The sequence below is a fragment of the Shewanella sp. 1180_01 genome (genome assembly GCF_052850535.1).
Genome location: NZ_VXCT01000016.1, coordinates 35149 through 57831 on the forward strand (window position 1 = coordinate 35149; position 22683 = coordinate 57831).

22 protein-coding genes and 7 tRNA genes are annotated in these 22683 nt (G+C 47.0%); 15 read left to right on the forward strand and 14 right to left on the reverse strand.

The window, feature by feature from the left end; genetic code table 11:
* Positions 1-134: 134 nt before the first annotated feature.
* The 3 genes from FW758_RS10840 to FW758_RS10850 are packed head-to-tail and all read right to left on the reverse strand — an operon-like array spanning position 135 to position 2133.
* The gene (locus tag FW758_RS10840; protein ID WP_446445379.1) at positions 135-953 is read right to left on the reverse strand and encodes a DUF4198 domain-containing protein; all 819 of its coding nucleotides are present in this window, start codon (positions 951-953) and stop codon (positions 135-137) included.
* 54 nt (positions 954-1007) lie between these two features.
* Complete coding sequence (locus FW758_RS10845; protein ID WP_347098891.1) at positions 1008-1520, reverse strand: DUF2271 domain-containing protein; 513 nt, start codon at positions 1518-1520, stop codon at positions 1008-1010.
* Positions 1521-1536: 16 nt separating this feature from the next.
* Positions 1537-2133, reverse strand: coding sequence for a PepSY-associated TM helix domain-containing protein (locus FW758_RS10850; RefSeq protein WP_006086949.1), 597 nt, complete (start codon positions 2131-2133; stop codon positions 1537-1539).
* 471 nt (positions 2134-2604) lie between these two features.
* Here FW758_RS10850 and FW758_RS10855 point away from each other — a divergent pair, with 471 nt between their 5' ends.
* A complete protein-coding gene (locus FW758_RS10855; protein ID WP_446445400.1) occupies positions 2605-3300 on the forward strand; it encodes a hypothetical protein in 696 nt (231 codons plus the stop codon).
* Between the two features lie 486 nt (positions 3301-3786).
* Here FW758_RS10855 and FW758_RS10860 read toward each other — a convergent pair.
* The 10 genes from FW758_RS10860 to FW758_RS10905 form a co-directional block, all read right to left on the reverse strand.
* Positions 3787-3861: transfer RNA gene (locus FW758_RS10860), tRNA-Gln, on the reverse strand.
* 39 nt (positions 3862-3900) lie between these two features.
* Positions 3901-3985, reverse strand: a tRNA-Leu gene (locus FW758_RS10865).
* 75 nt (positions 3986-4060) lie between these two features.
* Positions 4061-4137 (reverse strand) — tRNA-Met (locus FW758_RS10870).
* A 1-nt stretch (position 4138) separates the two neighbouring features.
* Positions 4139-4213 (reverse strand) — tRNA-Gln (locus tag FW758_RS10875).
* A gap of 24 nt (positions 4214-4237) precedes the next feature.
* Positions 4238-4312, reverse strand: a tRNA-Gln gene (locus FW758_RS10880).
* A gap of 74 nt (positions 4313-4386) precedes the next feature.
* A tRNA-Leu gene (locus FW758_RS10885) sits at positions 4387-4471 on the reverse strand.
* 95 nt (positions 4472-4566) lie between these two features.
* Positions 4567-4643, reverse strand: a tRNA-Met gene (locus tag FW758_RS10890).
* 208 nt (positions 4644-4851) lie between these two features.
* A complete protein-coding gene (ychF, locus tag FW758_RS10895; protein ID WP_006082735.1) occupies positions 4852-5943 on the reverse strand; it encodes a redox-regulated ATPase YchF in 1092 nt (363 codons plus the stop codon).
* 128 nt (positions 5944-6071) lie between these two features.
* Positions 6072-6659, reverse strand: a complete 588-nt coding sequence (gene pth / locus FW758_RS10900; RefSeq protein ID WP_446445380.1) for an aminoacyl-tRNA hydrolase — start codon at positions 6657-6659, stop codon at positions 6072-6074.
* A gap of 152 nt (positions 6660-6811) precedes the next feature.
* A complete protein-coding gene (locus FW758_RS10905; protein WP_446445381.1) occupies positions 6812-8134 on the reverse strand; it encodes an FAD-dependent monooxygenase in 1323 nt (440 codons plus the stop codon).
* Positions 8135-8539: 405 nt separating this feature from the next.
* Between FW758_RS10905 and FW758_RS10910 the strand changes: the two genes are divergently transcribed.
* The 8 genes from FW758_RS10910 (at position 8540) to FW758_RS10945 (ending at position 16025) form a co-directional block, all read left to right on the forward strand.
* Positions 8540-8947, forward strand: coding sequence for a hypothetical protein (locus FW758_RS10910; RefSeq protein ID WP_446445382.1), 408 nt, complete (start codon positions 8540-8542; stop codon positions 8945-8947).
* Between the two features lie 85 nt (positions 8948-9032).
* Positions 9033-10457 carry a tRNA (N6-isopentenyl adenosine(37)-C2)-methylthiotransferase MiaB gene (gene miaB, locus FW758_RS10915; RefSeq protein WP_006082739.1) on the forward strand — a complete coding sequence of 475 codons (1425 nt, stop codon included), beginning with the start codon at positions 9033-9035 and terminating at the stop codon, positions 10455-10457.
* A gap of 201 nt (positions 10458-10658) precedes the next feature.
* Positions 10659-11705 (forward strand): PhoH family protein, encoded by a 1047-nt coding sequence (locus FW758_RS10920; RefSeq protein WP_446445383.1) that lies wholly within the window; start codon positions 10659-10661, stop codon positions 11703-11705.
* Positions 11695-12156: an rRNA maturation RNase YbeY gene (ybeY, locus tag FW758_RS10925; protein ID WP_107948754.1), complete on the forward strand. Its 462-nt coding sequence runs from the start codon at positions 11695-11697 to the stop codon at positions 12154-12156. Before FW758_RS10920 ends, ybeY begins: the two co-directional genes overlap by 11 nt.
* A gap of 40 nt (positions 12157-12196) precedes the next feature.
* A complete protein-coding gene (corC, locus tag FW758_RS10930; protein ID WP_006082742.1) occupies positions 12197-13072 on the forward strand; it encodes a CNNM family magnesium/cobalt transport protein CorC in 876 nt (291 codons plus the stop codon).
* A 6-nt stretch (positions 13073-13078) separates the two neighbouring features.
* A complete protein-coding gene (gene lnt / locus FW758_RS10935) occupies positions 13079-14653 on the forward strand; it encodes an apolipoprotein N-acyltransferase (protein WP_446445384.1) in 1575 nt (524 codons plus the stop codon).
* A 10-nt stretch (positions 14654-14663) separates the two neighbouring features.
* Positions 14664-15167 carry a pilus assembly FimT family protein gene (locus FW758_RS10940; RefSeq protein WP_347098883.1) on the forward strand — a complete coding sequence of 168 codons (504 nt, stop codon included), beginning with the start codon at positions 14664-14666 and terminating at the stop codon, positions 15165-15167.
* Positions 15168-15365: 198 nt separating this feature from the next.
* Positions 15366-16025, forward strand: coding sequence for a class I SAM-dependent methyltransferase (locus tag FW758_RS10945; protein WP_006082745.1), 660 nt, complete (start codon positions 15366-15368; stop codon positions 16023-16025).
* A gap of 99 nt (positions 16026-16124) precedes the next feature.
* Here FW758_RS10945 and FW758_RS10950 read toward each other — a convergent pair whose 3' ends face one another.
* Positions 16125-16625 carry a zinc ribbon-containing protein gene (locus FW758_RS10950; protein WP_006082746.1) on the reverse strand — a complete coding sequence of 167 codons (501 nt, stop codon included), beginning with the start codon at positions 16623-16625 and terminating at the stop codon, positions 16125-16127.
* Between the two features lie 121 nt (positions 16626-16746).
* Here FW758_RS10950 and leuS point away from each other — a divergent pair, with 121 nt between their 5' ends.
* The 6 genes from leuS (at position 16747) to rlmH (ending at position 22657) form a co-directional block, all read left to right on the forward strand.
* The gene (gene leuS, locus FW758_RS10955; RefSeq protein WP_446445401.1) at positions 16747-19326 is read left to right on the forward strand and encodes a leucine--tRNA ligase; all 2580 of its coding nucleotides are present in this window, start codon (positions 16747-16749) and stop codon (positions 19324-19326) included.
* Positions 19327-19495: 169 nt separating this feature from the next.
* Positions 19496-19990 carry an LPS-assembly lipoprotein LptE gene (locus tag FW758_RS10960; protein WP_427648566.1) on the forward strand — a complete coding sequence of 165 codons (495 nt, stop codon included), beginning with the start codon at positions 19496-19498 and terminating at the stop codon, positions 19988-19990.
* A 53-nt stretch (positions 19991-20043) separates the two neighbouring features.
* On the forward strand, positions 20044-21075 hold the full coding sequence (holA, locus tag FW758_RS10965; protein WP_012587018.1) for a DNA polymerase III subunit delta: 1032 nt from the start codon (positions 20044-20046) through the stop codon (positions 21073-21075).
* Between the two features lie 24 nt (positions 21076-21099).
* Positions 21100-21750, forward strand: coding sequence for a nicotinate-nucleotide adenylyltransferase (nadD, locus tag FW758_RS10970; protein ID WP_446445385.1), 651 nt, complete (start codon positions 21100-21102; stop codon positions 21748-21750).
* A gap of 107 nt (positions 21751-21857) precedes the next feature.
* On the forward strand, positions 21858-22187 hold the full coding sequence (gene rsfS / locus FW758_RS10975; RefSeq protein ID WP_006082751.1) for a ribosome silencing factor: 330 nt from the start codon (positions 21858-21860) through the stop codon (positions 22185-22187).
* A complete protein-coding gene (gene rlmH / locus FW758_RS10980; RefSeq protein WP_006082752.1) occupies positions 22187-22657 on the forward strand; it encodes a 23S rRNA (pseudouridine(1915)-N(3))-methyltransferase RlmH in 471 nt (156 codons plus the stop codon). Before rsfS ends, rlmH begins: the two co-directional genes overlap by 1 nt.
* The last annotated feature ends 26 nt before the right edge of the window (positions 22658-22683 follow it).

A 22683-nucleotide genomic window follows, 5' to 3' on the forward strand; every position in this document is an offset into this window, starting at 1 on the left:
GTTTTGAATACAAAAATGCCCACTCGCCGTAGAGGTTGTGGGCATTTAACGGTGAACATTACGTCATTTATAACGCTAAATCATTTATAACGAGTCACTTATAACGCTTACTCACTTGAGCGGAAGACTGAATCCTATTCAAGTCCAGCTTCAAACGTAAGGAAAATTTCACTAACGGTTTTATCGGCAAGGGAAGTGTCTGAGTTTGGACGTTCAATCGATGCATGTAAAAGATAACGTCCCGCCGCTGGCAAGGTCATGGCTACTTTACCGTCTTTATCTGAGGTTAAGGCGATTTCTTCAGGCTTGTTTCGGTATAGGCTGCCGTCTTTCATAATCGCAACACTGACGCCTGCAACGGGTTTACCATCATAAACAAACTGCAATGTGGCGGGTTCATTTTCAACGATATCGGCAGGATGGGTCACAGGGACTAATTCCAAATACTCGCCCTTAGGAGCCAAAACCTTATCTGTCGGCTTATTTCGAGTCACGTAGGTTTCCACTCGCGATACATTTAAAGAACCTTCTAATTCAGAGGCTCCCTTTGGCATGACAGCGGCGGTCGCTTTTTTATCTAAACGACTGCGGACAAAGCCTTCTTTGCCTTTCACTTTATAGCGGGAGAAATAACGCGGCGTAACTTCTTTCTCGAACTTATAGGTGCCATCTTGCAGCAACTGCACATCAAAAACCGACTTACGGCCGCCGGTATAACTTGAGCTTGGAGAGCTTGACTCACCATTAGGCAGTAACACACGTACGTCACTGGCGCTGAAAGGTTTATCCATCATAAACACTTGATTGCTGGCAGACACATCAGAGGTTATCCACACGGCTTCTTGCCTTTCGGCCGAAACGTTAAAGTGGCTAGGTAAAATCCATCTGTCGTGGCTGCTTGCCAACGGGCTAATACAAAGTGTGCCGAGTAATGCAATAAGACGTAATTTCATGCCTTTTCCTTAAGTTTAACGAGTAATGTACGGGCAATATATTCAGTAGCAGGCTCAGCGAGCCATGCCGCTTAAGCGTATGTCGATAACGCCGGTTTCAGTGGTGGCGGGTAACTGCACAGAGAAGTCCCCCGCAGCTAAATCGATGTTTTGTCGAACGAGATCGCGGCCGCCATGCTCACGCACCACTTCTATAAACACAGTGTAGCGAGCAGGCTCGAGCGCTTTGCCTGCCTCATCTTTTAAATCCCAATCGATTTTGTAATGACCCGCAGGACGTGTGGCAGATGCAATACCATCAACAAAACTCATATCGTCACGACCCGCTTTACGCCACCAACGACGGATGTCTTTAAGCCATTTATGGCCTTCATCCCAAACCCAAAGGCTTAAGGTTTTTACCGGTTGCCCTTGGGTATTTTCAACCCACACGGCCACATAGGGTCTGTGGTATTGGCCTTCGGTAATTTCCGGCAAGGTTAAATTAACAGTCATTTGCGGCGCCGCAAATGCAGCAGAACTCACAAACAAAGCACTCACCGCAATGGTACGAATAAGATGACGCATACTCGGTCTACACTCCTTATGGAACGAAATAAACATACACAAGTCCGCAACTACCGCTGACAAGTACCATGTATAACAATGACTTTTTGAGGCGCTTGGTTTGAGGCAATAATAAGTAAGCCCCAGTAAGCGAAAACAAAATAATCAGCACGGCGCTAAGATCGAGTATCCAAGCCCATGCTGTGCCTGTGTTACGGCCCTTATGCAAATCATTCACTACAGCAACAACACCGTACTCTAAGGTTTCGACATAGGCTTGGCCGTCGAGTAAGTCCAACGTCAGGCTGCGGTAAGTGCCGGGCCCTTTGCTGACTAAGCTAATTTCGTCTTCATCTATGTCAGCAGTGGCCATATCCATCGCCCATTCACTTTTCAGCCAATGGCCCGTTGCCAAGCGCCACTGTGCATCTTGTGTATCAACGGGTAATAAATAGGCAGGGATGGGCACTTGCTCCCGTTTAGGTTCCTGATCCGCTTGAGAAAACCAATTAGGGTGATTTAACGTTATGCCTGTCACCGCAAAAAACAGCATCAGCAGCAACAACGCCATAGACACATAAACATGGATAATTCGAGCAAAGGACAAAGACGACTTACTGACTCTTAATTTCAATGGTGCACTCTCAAAAGCAACCCGAAGAGAAATGCCTCCAGAATCGGCTTTCCCTATGCAGCCTAAAACTGAAATGAGCTGCATTAAACTAATTTAATGTGCGAGATTAAATGAGATCAATTATCAAATAGAACAAAGTTTACAAACTTTACATATTCAATACTGCAAAAGAAGCTGAAATGTAGGATTGAAGAATAAGACTGAAAAATAAACCGCTTACAGGCAAATCTGCATTTAACACTCAAAAGCCATTATCTTTGATTAAATTAGCAGCAAGTCATTTACGGTATCATCTGTAAATACTCATTGGATTCATAGGGATAAAATCCAACATTCACGCTAACTTTTTGGCATAAAATTTACTTTACGCCCCCTCTCGTTTACCTCATTACAATCGGCTACAATCCGCCGCCGGCGACTTGCTGGTACTCCCAAGGAAATATCATCTTGAGTACATCTCTGCTCAAAAAAATGCGCTGCCTGCATATTCTGTGGCTCGCGTTAATGCTCAACGCCTGTGTTGCTCCACTCTTATTAATGTCACCCCAAGGTCAACTGATGTGGGCCCTGCTCAAACCCCTGGTCGGTTTAGATCCAAATGATGTCGGCTTATTCGAACAGCCACTCATCAAAAACCGTATGCAGGAATTGCTGGGTAAAAATTACGATACCACTCTGTCGCTGCTCAAAACGGCCGATAAGATCCAGCAGGAAGGTCCACTTATTTATTTAGTGTCAACTTATACTCCTGTACCTGAGATGGCAGAAAAAGCGGGTCTAGTTTGGAACTCAGAAACCAACCAAATGGCAGTCATGCTAATGAAAGGCGGCGCGCCCTTAGTGATCTCTGAGCAATTCAGTAATCAGACAGAAAAACGGGTGCCAAGTTGGCCGAAGGAATTAGCCGACTATACCGATCCACAGAAGTTACAACAAAAAGCCTTAGATGCGGGCGCGAACCAAGTGCAGCAACAGTTAGCAGTGCCTAATGCCGTCAAAGCGGTTGCCACGGGTGAGGTTAACGCGGTTCAAAGTGCTGTCACTGAGCATGCTGTATTGCCAGCAACTATCACTGATGCGGCAGCAAAAGTAGCCACACCTGCAATGCCAGCAGTTCCAGCGGAAATAAAATCGCTGCCTGTCGTGCCAGAAGTCAAAAAGCAATAACACAGCTCACCACAGTGCCTAATCAACTGGCACTGTGGTATTCACTGTCGTTATATAACAGTGCCAACTCCCCTTCTTAGATATCCTGATTCAAGCCCTGCTTCTTATGCCTGCTATTATGCTGGTGCTTATGTTGGAGCTTATGCTCACTCATAGATTAGTTATGCTTGCTAACTCTAAACTTCACTCCACGCTCTGCATCCCAGCACTAAACGGATAAGGCTTATTCAGCTCGCTGACGACTTAAAATCCAATACATCATTATTGAGTTACCCAACCTATAAACGGCTAGATAAAAACAAACGACAGAAATTCAAGCCAGCTATAGCAAGGACATTGATAGAAAAGGGAAATGGTAAACGAAGAAAACGAAAGAAACCAAACTGCGAATAATGCGAAAGCAGATAGAGAGTGAAAACGAATAGTAAGGATATAGTGAAAAGCTAGAAAGCAAAAAGCCTGTCCGAAGACAGGCTTTTTAACTTTTGGCTGGGGTACAAGGATTCGAACCTTGGAATGCTGAGATCAAAACCCAGTGCCTTACCACTTGGCGATACCCCAATAAACTTGTTTAATCTTCTATCGAAGATTGCATTTTGATGGTACGGGAAGAGAGACTTGAACTCTCACACCTCGCGGCACCAGAACCTAAATCTGGCGTGTCTACCAATTTCACCATTCCCGCATCAAAATGTACCAAAATTGTCTATTCAACAGCTTTGGATTTTTCTCTGATAAATCACTTTAACAGAGTTAAATATGGTAGCAATGGCGGGACTTGAACCTGCGACCCCAGCATTATGAGTGCTGTGCTCTAACCAGCTGAGCTACATTGCCATGGCTGGGGTACAAGGATTCGAACCTTGGAATGCCGAGATCAAAACCCGGTGCCTTACCACTTGGCGATACCCCAATCAACTTGGAAACTGAGAAAAAATGGCTGGGGTACAAGGATTCGAACCTTGGAATGCCGAGATCAAAACCCGGTGCCTTACCACTTGGCGATACCCCAACTAACTCTGTTTCAAACATCCGCTATTGCCGATGCTTCTAAATTCATATGTCAAACTTATATTTTAAATATAATGGTACGGGAAGAGAGACTTGAACTCTCACACCTTGCGGCACCAGAACCTAAATCTGGCGTGTCTACCAATTTCACCATTCCCGCACAGCTTCATATTTACATCTTGAACAGATGCTAGCAATCAATGCTAGAGTAAAATCGACGTCTATTTTATATAAGAATATGCTTCTTAAATAAAATGGTAGCAATGGCGGGACTTGAACCTGCGACCCCAGCATTATGAGTGCTGTGCTCTAACCAGCTGAGCTACATTGCCACTTCGATATTACGCGCCCCTCTCAGCGAGGAACGGGGCGTATTATGCTTATTCGAGGTATCTAGGTCAACAGCTTTTTTTCGCTATTTCCCTTGGGCCAAGCTGTTCGGCTATTACTTCACCAAAGTGAGCAACAGATGTGCTAAATAACACACTATTGCTCGTACTTAGCTTAATTTATCGAGACTGACTACTTGGATAATCCTTGTTATACGTTAAATAAGAAATGCATCACATCGCCATCTTTAACGATATAGGTTTTACCTTCCACACGTAACTTACCGGCTTCTTTCGCGCCAGCTTCACCTTTGTGGGCAATAAAATCTTCATAGGACATGACTTGTGCACGAATAAAGCCGCGTTCAAAATCGGTATGGATAACACCCGCCGCTTGTGGAGCACTTGCACCTACTGGCACAGTCCAAGCACGCACTTCTTTCACGCCTGCGGTGAAATAAGTTTGCAGATTCAGTAATTGGTAACCAGCACGAATAACGCGATCTAAACCAGGCTCTTCGATACCCAGATCTGCCATAAACTCATCGCGATCGGAGATTTCCATCTCAGCCAGTTCAGATTCAATCGCGGCACACACAGCAACAACGATAGCGTTTTCTGTCGCTGCAATGGCGCGAACAGCGTCTAAGTGTGGGTTGTTCTCAAAACCATCTTCCGCCACGTTAGCAATATACATGGTCGGTTTTAAGGTTAAGAAGTTAAGGTAAGCAACCGCTTCCAGTTCTTCTTTAGATAATTCCATTGAGCGCAGCATTTTCGCTTCGTCTAGAATTGGACGCATTTTTTCTAATACTTCCACTTCAAACTTAGCGTCTTTATCGCCGCCTTTAGCACGTTTTTGCTGGCGTTGAACCGCGCGCTCTAAGCTGTCTAAGTCAGCTAAGGCTAATTCAGTGTTGATGACTTCGATATCGCCAGCTGGATCAACCTTGTTAGCAACGTGAACAATATTGTCATCATCAAAACAACGCACTACGTGACCAATAGCATCGGTTTCACGGATGTTAGCTAAGAACTTGTTACCTAAACCTTCGCCTTTAGATGCGCCAGCTACGAGGCCTGCGATATCCACGAACTCCATAGTGGTCGGTAACACACGTTGTGGATTCACAATCGCAGCTAACGCATCCAGACGTGGATCCGGCACAGGTACAACACCTGTGTTAGGTTCAATGGTACAAAACGGGAAGTTAGCCGCTTCGATGCCAGCCTTAGTTAACGCATTAAAAAGCGTTGATTTACCTACGTTAGGAAGACCAACAATGCCGCATTTAAAACCCATATGCTTACCTTTCTCTCGATTATTGGCTAACGAGTCACACTCATCAGCGAGGTTTAGTCGTCCTGCCCTATGGCAGCACATTACTGAATTAATTAGTTAATTAACTTGAGTCTCGCCAAAGGCAAAACCTACTCCGCTTTAAAGGAGTGTAATCTGTTCATGGCTTTCACCATGTCTTGCTTAAACAAAATTTCGGTAGAACGCACGGCTTCATCTATCGCCGCATCGATAAGCTCTTGCTCTTTAGCAGGTGCTTTTCCCAGTACGTAACCACTCACTTGGTTTTTATCACCGGGATGACCGATACCTAAGCGTAAACGGTAGAAGTTTTTATCGTTAGCCAGTTTAGCAATAATATCTTTCAAACCATTGTGGCCGCCATGGCCGCCACCGAGCTTGAACTTAGCCACTCCGGGCAGCAGATCGAGTTCATCGTGAGCGACCAGAATCTCTTCCGGTGTGATACGAAAAAAGTTCGCCAAAGCACCGACGGCTTTACCACTTAGATTCATATAAGTCGTCGGGATCAATAAGCGGACATCTTTTCCGTGCAATACGGCTCTGGCGGTCAAGCCAAAATACTTACTGTCGGCCACTAAAGTCACGCCGCAAATTCGAGCTAACTCTAGTACGTACCAAGCCCCCGCATTATGGCGAGTGTGCGCATATTCAGCACCAGGGTTAGCCAGACCAACTATTAATTTTATTTCGCTCATGACACTCAATATCGTTATTTCGTCGATGGCAGCCGCGCAAAGCGCCGACTGAACTGACCATAGCTGCTAAAAACGCGGCATTTTAGCACTCAAAGCCCAAGTCAACAAATGCCACGTCATCACACTGAGTCAGAACGCAGAACAACTCAGGATTAATTAAGCCCCATTGCATATTTAAGGACGGTCTTTTTGATTGGAGAATCGATGTTTGCCAACTTTAACGCGCCATTACGCAGCAGCTTTAACGGCAGGATATCGTTGCTAAAACCTGCGTAAAACAAATCCATCGCCGTCATCATCAGCTGGTTATCGCGATAGCGTTTGCGCTGATATTGGGCCAGCACTTCATTTGACCACCAGATATTATCTTGGGCCAATGCATCCTTGATGACCGCCAAAAACGCTTCAACATCCTTAAACCCAAGGTTCACCCCTTGGCCAGCGAGCGGATTAATAGTGTGGGCGGCATCCCCTAAAATCACCACGTTCTGGCTATAGTAGCGCTGGGCATGGCGACGAGTGAGGCCAAAACTGCCTTTATTCTCAACGGTGAAATCGGCATCTAAGCGCGCAGGGAAATGCAAACGTATCTGTTCGGCCAACTGTTTGTTGTTAAGCTGCATTAACTGTTTTATTCGGTTGGCATCGTCGTACCACACCAGCGACGCGTTGTTGCCGGGCAGAGGTAATAATGAACGCGGTCCTTTAGGCGTAAACTGCTGCCAAGTGACATCTTGCTGGCCCTGTGCGGTGTTGATATTGATCAGCATCGCCGATTGAGCATAATCCCACCCTGAAATACCGATCCCCGCCCATTGGCGTACCTGCGAGTGCGCACCATCGGCACCGACCAATAACTTAACGTTAAGTTTACTATTCGATTGTAAGTGCACACTGACGCCATCACTATTACGGCTAAATGCCGCCACTTTATCGGGACAATATAAGGTGATTCCCGCCAATTGCGCCATTTGTTGCCACAGGGCAAGTTGGATTAAACGGTTTTCAACTATATGACCTAAATGACTAGCGCCAATTTGCGAGCTGTGGAATTGGGTGATGCAGCCATCGAGCTCCCAAGTTTCTAAGCCAAGATAAGGCACATTGCGCATCTTCAGCAGTGAGTCCAAGGCGCCAAGACGTTCAAGCAGCGTTTCAGAGGCCACACTGATGGCCGAGACTCGCACATCTAACGGCTGCTCGGCTTGATAAGCCTCTGGCGCAAATGATTCAATCACCGCCACTTGCAAACCCTGCTGGGCCAATCCAATAGCAGTGGCCGCACCGACCATACCGCCGCCGACGAGAATGACATCGAACTCAGCGTCTTTAACATCAGTGCCTTTAACATCAGTGCCTTTAACATCAGTGCCTTTAACATGAGTGACGTCTGAATGAATCACATCAACATGAGTCACGTCAGAATGAGTTGTATCGGATGTCATCGGTGCACTTGTTTCATCAATTTGGCTCATCTTACTTACCACCTTAGTTACCACCTTTATTGCCTTGTTTATTGCTGCCCAAGCACGTCTTTACACTTTCTATCCGCCAGCTATTTTACCCAGATAGCATTGGTTAAACCTATGCAGAAGAAAGCCACGAACTTTGTATCAAAAGTATGTCTCTTAGCACTCAAACGTGAGCAAATGTTGCTATCAGCCCGTCTGCTCACAGTTGCTTACAAAGACAAGATTTACCCGTTTCAACACTGACTAAACTCAAGTGGCACGGGCATCATAGCCAAAATCACTTAATCGAGATTTTGTGATTTGGCTGGCGTTATCCGTGCTGAACACTCTCACTTAACTAGCACCTAGCCCTAAGCCGTATTGGACGAGTTAACAAGTGAATCCACCGTATAGATTAGCGAGGATGTCATGAAAACACTGACTCTTTTACCCATAGCCAGTCGCTTATTAATTTGCAGCGCACTTACACAAGGCACAGCATTTACATTGGGCACTGCACTCATATTAGGCATTACACCGCTAGGCCAAGCCATCGCGGCTAGCTCAGCAACTAACTCTGCCGCGAGCCCAAACATTGAAACCATCACAGTGACCTATCGCGACCCGCTCGATTATGCCTTATATCAACATACCACGGAAATGTTGAGCGCATTTCGACTCGAAATTCGTGAAGACATCGGCATTCAAGCGCGTAATAGCTTGATGGAAATGGCCAAAGCTCAGCATGTTAACCGTCTTAACCTCGCCCAACTACAAGCCAGTAATAAAAAACTAGCATTTGTACGGGTATCGCCCTCAGCAAAAGCCAACAGGTAAAAGTGAGGACAAAGCTGGTCAGCAGCCATAACAGCAGGTAAAATGTCGCGCTATTTTTATTGGTCATCTTAGGGCGACACAACTGATGAGTAAGAAACTCCATATCAAGACTTGGGGCTGTCAAATGAATGAGTATGACTCATCCAAGATGGCTGATCTGTTAGGCGAATACCAAGGTTATACCTTGACTGAAGAAGCGTCTGAGGCAGACATTCTCCTGCTGAACACTTGTTCAATCCGTGAAAAAGCGCAGGAAAAAGTGTTCCATCAGCTAGGGCGCTGGAAGACGCTTAAAGATAAAAATCCCAATTTGATTATTGGCGTGGGCGGCTGCGTTGCTTCACAAGAAGGCAAAGCGATTAAAGACAGAGCCCAATGTGTCGACATTATTTTTGGCCCACAAACGTTGCACCGTCTGCCCGAGATGATCGAGCAAGTGCGCCGTGGTGACAAAGCGGTTATCGATATCAGCTTCCCTGAAATCGAAAAATTTGACCGTCTGCCAGAGCCCCGTGCCGAAGGTCCAACCGCGTTTGTATCTATCATGGAAGGTTGCAGCAAGTATTGCTCGTTCTGTGTGGTACCTTATACTCGCGGCGAAGAAGTCAGCCGTCCATCGGACGACATCATCCTTGAAATAGCCCAATTGGCGGAGCAAGGTGTGCGCGAAGTGAACCTGCTAGGCCAAAACGTGAATGCCTATCGCGGCGCAACTCACGATGGCGCTATCTGTACCTTTGCGGAATTACTGCGTTTCGTGGCGGCCATCGACGGTATCGACCGTATCCGCTTTACGACCAGTCACCCGATTGAATTTACACAAGATATTATCGACGTTTACGAAGATACCCCAGAGCTAGTGAGCTTCTTACACTTGCCAGTACAATCGGGATCTGACCGTATTCTCACGGCGATGAAGCGTGGCCACATGGCGATTGAATATAAGTCAATTATCCGCCGCCTGCGTAAAGCCCGTGAAGGCATTCAAATCAGTTCAGACTTTATCATTGGCTTCCCAGGCGAAACCAAAGAAGACTTTGCCGATACCATGAAATTAATTGAAGACATAGGTTTCGACCACAGCTTTAGCTTTATCTATAGCGCACGTCCGGGCACGCCAGCGGCGGATTTACCCGATAACGTCGATATGGAAGAGAAAAAGCAACGTCTGGCGATTCTGCAGGACCGCATCACCCAGCAAGCCATGCGCTACAGCCGCCACATGATGGGCACAGTGCAACGAATTCTGGTTGAAGGTCCATCGGTGAAAAATCCAATGGAACTGCGCGGCCGTACTGAGAACAACCGAGTAGTGAACTTCGAAGGTCAGCCAAAACACATTGGTACTTTCGTGGATGTCGAAATCGTCGACGTTTACACTAACTCACTGCGCGGTGTCTTTATCCGCGGCGAAGATGAAATGGATCTACGTCGTAGCCTGCGTCCGGCTGAAATTCTGGCCAAGCGCAAGCAAGATGATGAACTGGGCGTGACTCAATTTAAGCCATAAGCTTTAAATCGGCTTAAACAGTACCTCTATAGAAAAGGGCGACTTAGTCGCCCTTTTGCTTTCACGCACTTTTATTTAAGTCTACCGAGGCAATTGCTATTTTCCGTTAGCAATTATCGGCCATGGCTCGTAAACTGAAATTATCTTGCAAGGATTTAGCGACATCAACCTTGCTTTCTTATTCGCTATTTGGAGTGCTATTTGTCCAGTAAATTAACTACCATGAATCTGTATCTCGAACCCGCAGAAACACGCCGTTTGGCTTCACTGTGCGGTCCATTCGATGACAATATCAAGCAGATAGAACGTCGCGTTGGCGTTGAAATCGTCCGCAAGAACAATCATTTCCAGATCACCGGACTGCCACGCAATTGTTTAAGCGCCAACAACTTACTCAAAGAACTCTATATCGAGACCCAAACGGTCAAAGGCAGCACGCCCGATCTTGAGCCTGAACAAGTCCATATCGCCATTCAAGAAGCCATCGCCCTAGAGCAAGAAGACGCGAACGACGACAGCAGCATTAATATCAAAACCCGCCGCGGCGTCATTAAGCCACGCAATCCAAACCAAAGCCTATATGTGGCCAATATTGTGCGCCACGACATTACCTTTGGTATCGGCCCTGCGGGAACCGGCAAAACCTACCTTGCGGTAGCAGCGGCAGTGGATGCGTTAGAACGCCAAGAAGTACGCCGAATTTTGCTGACTCGCCCAGCGGTAGAAGCGGGTGAAAAACTTGGTTTCTTACCCGGTGATTTGAGTCAAAAGGTCGATCCTTATTTACGTCCACTCTACGACGCACTATTCGAAATGCTCGGCTTTGAAAAAGTGGAACGCTTAATTGAGAAAAATGTCATCGAAGTGGCGCCGCTTGCCTATATGCGCGGTCGCACCTTGAACGATGCCTTTATTATTCTCGATGAAAGCCAAAACACCACAATCGAGCAAATGAAGATGTTCCTTACCCGTATCGGCTTTAATTCCCGCGCCGTGATCACCGGCGACATCACGCAAACCGACTTGCCTAAACATCAAAAGTCCGGCCTACGCCATGCGATTGAAGTGTTAAGCCAAGTAGAAGAAATCAGCTTTAACTTTTTCGTCTCCCAAGACGTCGTGCGCCATCCTGTGGTTGCTCGCATCGTCGAAGCCTATGAGGCCTTTGATTTAAAAGAGCAAACCTTAAAGGCCAAGAAAGAAAGCCAATACCAGAAACAACAGGAAGCCGCAGCACATGAGTCTTGATTTAGCCTTAGATATTCAACATGCCACCACCTGCGACTGGTTGCCAACGGACGAGCAATTCGCCCTTTGGGTCACAACCGCGATTGGCAATAGCATGGATGAAGCTGAATTAACCATACGTATCGTCGACAGCCGCGAGAGTCAGATGCTCAATAGCACCTACCGCGGCAAAGACAAACCGACCAATGTGTTGTCATTTCCCTTTGAGGCACCGCCAGAAATTGAACTTCCTTTACTAGGAGATCTTGTCATTTGCGCGGCAGTCGTTGAAAATGAAGCACGTGAGCAACAAAAAACCTTAGAAGCGCACTGGGCACACATGGTTGTACATGGTTGCTTGCATCTGCTAGGGTATGATCACATCGAAGATGAAGAAGCTGAAGAGATGGAGTCGTTAGAGACCCAACTCATTGAAGGCTTAGGCTTTACTGACCCATATAAGGAACAATAGTTAGCTAAGATAATCCCTATCAAAAGCTAATGAGAAAACTATGAGTGACGATATCCCCCCGAGTACTAACGCCCACAAGAAAGGTTGGTTTGATAGAGTAAGTCAGCTATTTCAGGGCGAACCTCAAAATCGCGAAGATTTAGTCGATGTGATTGATGGTGCAGAACAGCGCGATCTGATCACTCAAGACACCCGCGAGATGATAAAAGGTGTATTAGACGTTTCTGATATGCGTGTTCGGGATATCATGATCCCAAGAGCTCAAATTGTCGCCCTCCAGATAGACAACTCGGTCGAAGAATTACTCGCCACTGTGATTGGTTCAGGTCACTCGCGCTTCCCCGTCGTTAACGAAGATAAAGACCATATCGAAGGCATTTTGCTTGCTAAAGATTTGATCCCTTACGGTTTCTCCAACAGTGATGAGCCCTTCTCACTGGACCGCGTGATCCGTCCTGCTGTGGTTGTACCCGAAAGCAAACGCGTCGATGTATTGCTAAAAGAATTCCGCTCACAACGCTACCATATGGCGATTGTGGTCGATGAATACGGCGGCGTGTCAGGTCTGGTGACTATCGAAGATATTTTGGAAGAAATTGTCGGTGAGATTGAAGACGAATTCGACCACGATAGCACGGAAGAAACCGAGATCCGCAAAGTCGGCAACACGGTTTATATGGTTAAGGCCTTGACGCCAATCGAAGATTTCAACGAAGAATTCAATACTGAATTCAGCGATGAAGAGTTTGATACCGTCGGTGGCTTAGTCTCACACGCCTTTGGCCATCTGCCAGAACGCAACGAGAGCATCATCATTGAAGGCATTGAATTTAAAGTTATCAATGCTGACACAAGGCGTTTAATCCAACTCAGAGTTAAACTCCCCGATCCTAATACTGGCGAAGACGTAGAATAATCACTCGTGCTAAAACAAATCCGGGCTTTTGCCCAACAAAAGTCCCGACCTAGTGCTTTGAGACTCGTACTGGCATTTGCCCTTGGCGCCAGTACGGCGCTTTCATTTGCGCCCTATTCCATTTGGATCATCTATCCGTTTGCCATGGCAATTGCCCTCTGGCATAGCCGAGCGCTTGACGCTAAGGCGAGCTTTTACTATTGGTTAAGCTTTGGGTTTGGCTGCTTTGCCGTAGGGATTAGTTGGGTACACGTGAGTATGGATACCTTTGGTGGTATGCCGCTCATCGCCTCCGTTGGCTTAATGGCCTTGTTGGCTTTGTATTTAGCCTTATATCCGGCACTAACAGGTTTAGCGCTGGCTTGGTTAACTAAAACACTCTGTAAAAATGGCGAAACCACGTTTAGCCTTTGGCGTAATCTCGCCCTCTTCCCCGCCCTGTGGACCTTGACCGAATGGGCTCGTGGCTGGGTGATGACAGGTTTCCCCTGGTTATGGGCAGGTTACTCTCAAACCCAAGGGCCGCTTAAACCCCTTGCCAGTATCATAGGCGCACTCGGGTTAAGCTTTGTGCTGGCCATGCTAGCAGGTGCATTAGCCCTTTGTTTTACTAAGCGTTATAAGAGTTTACTGCTTTTATTGCCACTCAGTATTCTGGCAGTTTGGGCTGCACCTAAGGTTTCCGACATTCATCCTACGGGTGAAAATGTTAAAGTGGCACTGGTGCAAGGTAATATTCCCCAAAGCATGAAGTGGGAACCCGACGCCCTGTGGCCGACCCTATTAAAATACATGGATTTATCCCGCGAACATTTTGATGCCGATATCATTATTTGGCCAGAAGCGGCAGTTCCCGCGCCAGAATCTATGGTGCAGGACTTTTTAGATAACGCCAATAAAGTCGCCAATCTAAACCATACCTCAATCATCACTGGCATTATCAGCCATCAAAATAACGAGTTTTATAATTCATTGATTGTGCTTGGTAATCATAATCAGAAACAACAAGCTGGCCCTGACTATGAGGGCGATGGTAGCAATCAATTTAAGAAACATCATCTGTTGCCGATTGGCGAGTTTGTGCCCTTTGAGGCGCTGCTGCGCCCGATTGCGCCTTTCTTTAATTTGCCTATGTCCTCCTTTGCCAGAGGCGAATATCAACAGCCAAATCTAAGTGCCCTAGGCCATAAAATCGCGCCCGCGATTTGTTATGAAATTGCCTTCCCAGAGCAATTACGCGACAGCGTTAATCAAGGAACAGATATACTGTTAACTGTCTCTAACGATGCTTGGTTTGGTAGTTCAAACGGCCCATTACAGCATATGGAAATCGCCCAAATGCGCGCAGTTGAATTGGGGCGCCCTCTATTGCGGGCAACCAACAACGGCGTGACAGCGGTAGTCGATGAACAGGGCAATATCACCGCATCCCTACCCCAGTTTGAAACAGGTGTACTAAGCGCAACCATTCCCTTGGTGACAGGCCAAACTTGGTTCGCAATATTAGGCCAAACACCCCTGCTACTGCTCTGTGGTTTAATCGTTCTGCTTGGTCTTGCCCGACGTTTTAAAGCGCAATAGGATAGAGACCATGCATTACCCAATCAATAAACAAGATGCGGCTGGCTTTACCTTGATTGAACTGGTTGTGGTCATTATTGTGCTTGGGATCTTGGCTGTCATTGCCGCGCCTAAATTTATCGGTTTGAGTAAAGAAGCTCGGGTACAAACCTTGAGCCAATTACAGGCCAGCGTAAAAACTGCCAACACGCTGGCCTACTCAAAAAACCAAATGCCCAGCCTGCGAAGCCAAGCCGTTGCAGGCCGCGATGATATTATTGATATCGACCTCAATGGCGATGGCACGCCAGATACCAGATTAAAATGGGGTTATCTCGATAATACCGACGTGGAAAAATGGATCACCTCAGATGAAAAGCTCATCATTCAATATCAAGGCGTTGATATCACTTACATAGGATATGATCTTAACGGGGACACCTTAGTGAATGACGGTCAATGTTATTTCCGCTACACCCAAGCTAGCGACGCCAGCACTGCTCCGCAATACGATATCAACTCCCAAGGTTGTTAGGCTGAAACTCAGTTAACCTGTGTTATCCCACAATTATCTGCGAATAGATTAGGCTGATTGCGCGTTACACGTTAAGGTGAACGATTAGACGTGGCCTTATACCAATCATAGTTACTGTTGCTGTTACTGTGTCTGCATAGCCAATAGATTGGTACCATTACCTCGTTCCTTAACCAAGGTACACATCAAGGCAACTCTATGGCACTGCTTCGCGTGCGCTACCAAACCCACGAGTTTGGCGATCTCGATATTCATGTCAGAACCCTAAGAGACAATCAGGAATTTGACGACATAGATGGCGAAGCCGAAAAGCTCGGTATTTCCTCCGCAACTTGGCCGTTATTTGGCATAGTCTGGCCATCGAGCCAAGTGCTCTCGCACCACATGGCAGACTACAAAATTGGCAATAAACGTATTCTTGAAGTGGGCTGTGGTATTGGGCTCGCGAGTCTAGTGCTCAACCATAGGCACGCCGATATCACAGCAACCGACTATCACCCAGAATCAGGAAATTTCCTTAAGCAGAATGTCGATTTAAATCATGGTCGGGCGATCCCGTTTGTGCGCACTGGCTGGGCTGATGCAGAAACGAATTTAGGCTTATTTGATCTGATCATTGGTAGCGATCTCTTGTACGAACAAGAACATGCCGATCTGTTGTCACAATTTATTGAGCAGCATGCTAAACCGGTTTGCGATGTGGTCTTGGTTGATCCCGGTCGTGGTAATCATGCCAAATTCAGTAAACGTATGGTCACCTTAGGTTACGAACACACACAACATAAACCCATTCACACTGAATTCTTATTGGCGCCTTTCGGTGGCCAAATCCTCAGTTACTGTCGTACGAACAGTTGATATTGTCTGATTAACTAAGATAGCGGTGATTTCGGTTTAATTGATCAAAAAAAAACGACGCAGATGCGTCGTTTTAACGAAATAAGATCGTTAACGCGACTAAGGCGTTAGCGGCTCACGGGTAAATTCTTCGTGATCACACTCTGGGCAATCAGGGATGGGACTCGGAAATTCAATACTCATTTCATTGCCACAGTTAGTGCATACCATGATGCCCTGACTTACTATGTCGCCACTTTTGTAATAACCATTTTGCTTAAAATCTTGCGTTAATTCATGCCATTCCACTTGGCTGCGATCGGTTATTTCACCCAACCAATGCCAAAGCGTATTCTCCAAAGTAATCACAGTTTGGCTGTGGCTCAGACTATCGGCGTTCTGCTCGCGAAGAAAACTGGTAATATCACGTTTTAAGAATTGTTCTACTAAAGCGAGCTCATCTTCTCCAGCCTGTTGTTTAAGACGTAAAAACTCCTTACCTTGAGTGACAGAGTTAAATAAGTTCTTTACAGTCAGCGTGTTATCTTCTGCAAATTGAGCTTTCACTTCGGTAATTAAGGCTTGATACAGTCCTAGTAACACGTTACTTCTATCATTCATAACCAATACTCCTTCATACGAACCTTTTTAATGCATCGCTTCTAGTTTATTCTATGCAGATCTTACTCGCGCTGATATGGCGTTAGATCAAATAATAGGCGGCACTGCCGGAAATAGAGTGATGCAAGAGCAATATAATCCCTCAGAAATTGAAGCCTTAGTGCAAAAGCACTGGCATGACAACAAAACCTTCGAAGTCACTGAAGACGCAAACAAAGAAAAGTTTTATTGCCTTTCGATGTTTCCGTACCCTTCTGGCAGACTCCACATGGGACACGTACGCAACTATACCATAGGTGACGTAGTTGCACGCTTTCAACGTCTTCAAGGCAAAAACGTGCTCCAGCCTATCGGTTGGGACTCATTTGGTCTGCCCGCAGAAAATGCCGCGATTAACAACAAGACTGCGCCTGCGCCATGGACCTATGAAAACATAGAGTACATGAAGAACCAGCTGAAACTGCTGGGTTTTGGTTACGATTGGAGCCGTGAAATCGCCACTTGTACCCCAGAATATTATCGCTGGGAACAATGGTTCTTCACTAAGTTGTACGAGAAAGGCCTAGTCTATAAAAAGACAGCTTCAGTCAACTGGTGTCCAAACGATGAAACTGTACTGGCGAACGAGCAAGTTCAAGACGGTTGCTGCTGGCGCTGTGATACCCCTGTGGAACAAAAAGAAATTCCACAGTGGTTCATTAAGATCACTGCCTATGCAGAAGAATTATTAAACGATATCGATACCTTAGATGGCTGGCCTGATCAGGTCAAAACCATGCAACGTAACTGGATTGGTCGCAGCGAAGGTGTAGAAATGACCTTCGGCGTCGCAGGCCACGATAAAAGCTTCGATATCTATACCACGCGTCCTGATACCTTAATGGGCGTGACATATGTGGCGATTGCCGCAGGTCATCCATTGGCTGAAATCGCCGCGCAGACTAATCCTGAACTTGCCGCCTTTATCGATGAGTGCAAAAACAGCACAACATCAGAAGCCGAACTCGCGACCATGGAAAAACGCGGTGTCGCCACAGGGCTTTTCGCCATTCATCCTATCACTGGTAAGCAAGTCCCGATTTGGGCAGCTAACTTTGTGTTGATGAACTATGGCACAGGCGCTGTGATGTCAGTTCCTGGCCACGATCAACGTGACTTCGAATTTGCGAAAAAATACGGCCTGGCGATTGAAGCTGTGATCAAGCCAGTTGATGGCGACGTTGATATCAGCGAAGCCGCATATACCGAAAAAGGCGTACTGTTTAACTCGGGGGAGTTCGACGGCTTAGACTTTGAAGCGGGCTTTAATGCCATCGCTAACAAGTTAGTCGCCGAAGGTAAAGGCAAGCGCCAAGTCAACTATCGCCTACGCGATTGGGGTGTTTCACGTCAGCGTTATTGGGGCGCACCCATCCCTATGGCGACCTTAGCCGACGGCACTGTGATCCCAACGCCAGCAGATCAACTGCCAGTATTGCTGCCAGAAGATGTGGTGATGGACGGTATTCAAAGCCCAATCAAGGCCGATAAAGAATGGGCAAAAACCCAAGTCAACGGTCAAGATGCGCTGCGCGAAACCGATACCTTCGATACCTTTATGGAATCGTCTTGGTATTACGCCCGTTACTGCAGCCCGCATGCAGACGAAATGTTAGATCCTGCTAAAGCCAACTACTGGCTACCTGTGGATCAATACATTGGCGGTATCGAACACGCGTGTATGCATTTGTTATATTTCCGCTTCTTCCACAAGTTACTGCGTGATGCAGGTCTGGTTAACTCTAACGAGCCAGCCAAACAACTGCTAACCCAAGGCATGGTGCTGGCCGATGCCTTCTACTACATCAACGAAAAAGGAGCCCGTGTGTGGGTTTCTCCTTTAGATGTAGCGACCACAGAAAAAGACGACAAGGGCCGTATTACTAAGGCTATCGACAAAGACGGCAACGAGCTGGTTTATACCGGCATGAGCAAGATGTCTAAGTCGAAAAACAACGGTATCGATCCTCAAGTCATGGTTGAAAAATACGGCGCCGATACCGTTCGCCTATTTATGATGTTCGCCTCACCACCAGAATTAACTCTGGAATGGCAAGAGTCTGGCGTTGAAGGCGCACACCGCTTCATTAAACGTCTGTGGAAACTGGCAAACGAGCATGTGAACCAAGCTAACAGCGAAGCCTTAGATGTCAGCACGTTAACAAGTGACCAAAAAGCGCTGCGCCGTGAAGTCCACAAGACGATTGCTAAAGTGACCGACGATATCGGCCGCCGTCAGATGTTCAACACTGCGGTTGCGGCCGTGATGGAACTGATGAACCATCTGCAAAAAGCGCCACAAACCACAGGTCAAGACAACGCCATTATCGGCGAAGCCTTATCAGCCATAGTGCGTTTGCTGTACCCTATCATTCCGCATGTGAGCTTTAACCTGTGGAACGAGTTAGGCAATGCTAGCAACATCGAAGACAGCCAATGGCCAGTCGTTGATGAAGCTGCGCTAGTTGAAGACAGCAAACTCATAGTTGTGCAAGTTAACGGTAAAGTTCGCGCCAAAATCACAGTGGCCGCCGATGCTGATAAAGAATCAGTAGAAGCCTTAGGCATGAGTGATGAGCACGTGATCAAATACCTAGACGGCCTGACTGTGCGTAAAGTGATCTATGTGCCGGGCAAACTGCTTAGCATAGTGGCCAATTAACCGCTGCTAATAACTAACTATACCCTAAGTTATTGAAGTGGTGGCAAGGCGGCAATTAAGAACAGCCCATGAGCTTAAGTATTCTAAGTGATTGGGTTACTTGAAGGCCGCCAACAAAGCTGCCGCTTCAAACCAGCAGGTATACAACGAATAGGAAACCGCGAAATCTATGCTAATCAAACGCATATGCTTCGCAATCATGGCGCTAGTGATTATGGCCAGCGCCGGTTGCGGTTTTAAGCTTCAACGCAGTTATCAAATCCCCGATGTCCTCAATCATTTGAGTTTGAGCAGCGCGGATGAATACAGCGAACTCACCCGTTTGGTTCGTGAACGCCTGCGCTTGAACAATATCCAAGTTGTCGACGCCGCCGATGACGTTCCAGTATTAAGGTTAATCACCGACTCCCTAGAACGCTCGACCTTATCTTTATACCCCACAGGTAACGTCGCCGAGTATGAGCTGATTTATTTAGTCGAATTTGCTGTGGCATTGCCGGGCAAAGAAGCGCAGCCTTTCAAGGTTGAAATTCGCCGCGACTACTTAGACGATCCACGTACCGCATTGGCAAAGAGTCGTGAAATGGAATTGCTGACGAAGGAAATGCGTATCCAAGCTGCGGATCGTATTCTGCAAGCGATGGCCAGTACTGAGGTGAATTAATGCGGGTCATCAATTAAATGCGGATAATCTACTAAATGCGGATAATCAACTAAATGAGAGTCTATCCCGATCAACTCTCCCGCCACCTTAACCAGTTATTTCCTTGTTATCTGATTTTTGGTGATGATCCTTGGTTGATTGAAACCACCAAAGATCAGATCCGCCAATTTGCCAAGCGTCAGGGTTTCGATGAAAAAGTCCAACTCATTCAAGAGACGGGCTTTAATTGGAACGACTTGACTCAGGAATGGCAGGCCATGAGCCTATTTTCCAGTAAGCGTCTGATTGAGTTAACCCTTCCACAATCTAAGCCCGGTGCCGAAGGCTCAAGCACACTGCAAGCCCTATTGCAGACGCCCAATCCCGATATGCTGTTGATTATCGAAGGGCCAAAGCTCGCCAACGAGCAAACCAACAGCAAATGGTTTAAGACCTTAGATGCCCATGGCATGTATCTGCCCTGCGCTACGCCAGAGGGCGATCAGTTTATGCGCTGGCTCGATGGCCGCATCAAGCACTTTAAGCTCAATCTGCAGCCGGATGCCCGCGCTATGTTGCATTCGCTATATGAAGGCAATTTACTGGCCGCCGATCAAGCCATGCAGTTGCTGCAACTCCTGAGTCCAACAAATCCCGTCAGTGCCGATGAACTGAGCCACTATTTTGAGGATCAGTCACGCTTCACCGTATTCCAACTCACGGATGCATTACTGAATAATAAACAAGATAGCGCGCAGCACATGCTGGCCCAGCTCAATGGCGAAGGCACAGCCTTACCTATCCTGCTGTGGGCCTTGTTTAAAGAGCTCGGCTTGTTATTCAATTTGAAATGCGAGCAAGCCCAAGGCGTCGCGCTGAGTGCGCTCTGGAGTAAACATCGAATTTGGGATAAACGTAAGCCTCTGTATCAAGCGGCGCTGCAACGACTCAGCCTCGAGCAGCTAGAACACATGCTCGCCCTCGCTTCGAAACTTGAGCTCAACTTAAAGCAGCAAGGGAAAGAGGATTGGACTGGGCTCAGCCACCTGTGTCTGTTATTTGATCCTCGAGCCCATCGGCATCTGGCACATATAGCCATAGACTAATCATAGGTTAACCAAAGAGTTGATATGCGCATTGGTATTTTAGGCGGCACCTTCGACCCGATACACTATGGTCATATCCGTCCGGCGATTGAAGTGAAACACGCATTAGCCTTGGATAAAATCCTGCTGATGCCGAACCATATTCCGCCCCATAAACAGCAGCCTAACTTAACCACAGCGCAGCGGCTTAACATGGTTGCCGATGTCTGCTCACAGCTTGATGGCTTTGAGCTGTGTGACATCGAAGCCAAACGCGACACGCCTTCCTATACAGTTATCACCCTTGAGCAACTGAAAAGCTTACATCCTGAAGATGAGCTGTTTTTTATCATGGGGATGGACTCTTTCCTCCAATTAAAAAGCTGGTATGAGTGGCAACGCCTATTCGACTTTGCCCACCTCGTTGTCTGCCAGCGCCCGGGTTGGCAGCTCGATGCTGCGCATCCTATGCAGCAGATATTGACGGCCCGCAGTCAAGCGCCCCAAGAAACACAGGAAGGGCATGCTAAAAGTACCCATAAAAACAGTGGGCAGATTTTCCCTGTGACAATTACGCCACAGGATATTTCCTCGACTCAAATCCGTGAACAACTAGCAAAAGGCGAAATTCCCGCCGATTTACTCATGCCCGTCACGCTAGATTACATCCAAAATCAACGACTTTACTTACCTTAGCTCGAACCGTAAGCAGATATCGCCAACTCAACTGCCAATGGCAATGTATTCCCAGCAGCAACACTGGTATACTACCGCGCTATTTAAAATTAATGAGGTACGCCAGCGTGCAGAGCGCGGAATTAAAACAGTTTGTTGTCGACAAGATCGACGACTTGAAAGCCAGAGACGTTGTTGTTCTGGATGTCAGCAAGCAATCTAACATCACTGACTACATGGTCATATGTTCAGGTACATCAAAGACTCACGTTAAAGCTATCGCTGAAAACCTTGTGGTTGAAGCGAAAAAAGCCGGTATTCCACCTTTAGGTGTTGAAGGCCGCGAAAGCAGCGAATGGGTTCTTGTGGACATGGGCGATGTGATCCTGCACGTTATGCAAGATCAAACCCGTGATTTCTACCAGCTTGAAAAGCTCTGGTCAGAAAAGCAAGACTGATGAAGTTACAGCTCATCGCAGTAGGAACACGGATGCCCGATTGGGTTACCCGTGGTTTCGAAGAATACCAGCGCCGTTTTCCCCGTGATATGGCGCTGGAGCTCATCGAAATACCCGCTGGAAAGCGGGGGAAAAATGCCGACATTGTCCGGATCCTTCAAAAGGAAGGCGAACAAATGTTGGCGGCTATTCCCAAAGGCAATCATATTGTTAGCTTAGATCTCCCCGGAAAAAACTGGACGACCCCCGAGCTAGCAACCGCGTTGACTAAATGGCAACTGGATGGTCGCGATGTCAGTTTACTGATTGGTGGACCGGAAGGATTAGCGCCAGCTTGCAAAGAAGCGGCAAACCAAAGTTGGTGCCTGTCGGCATTAACCTTACCTCATCCCCTAGTACGGGTTGTGGTCGCCGAAAGTTTGTACCGCGCGTGGAGCGTGAACACGAATCACCCCTACCATAGAGAATAGCGGGATCTTGATGTTAACGAGTGTCA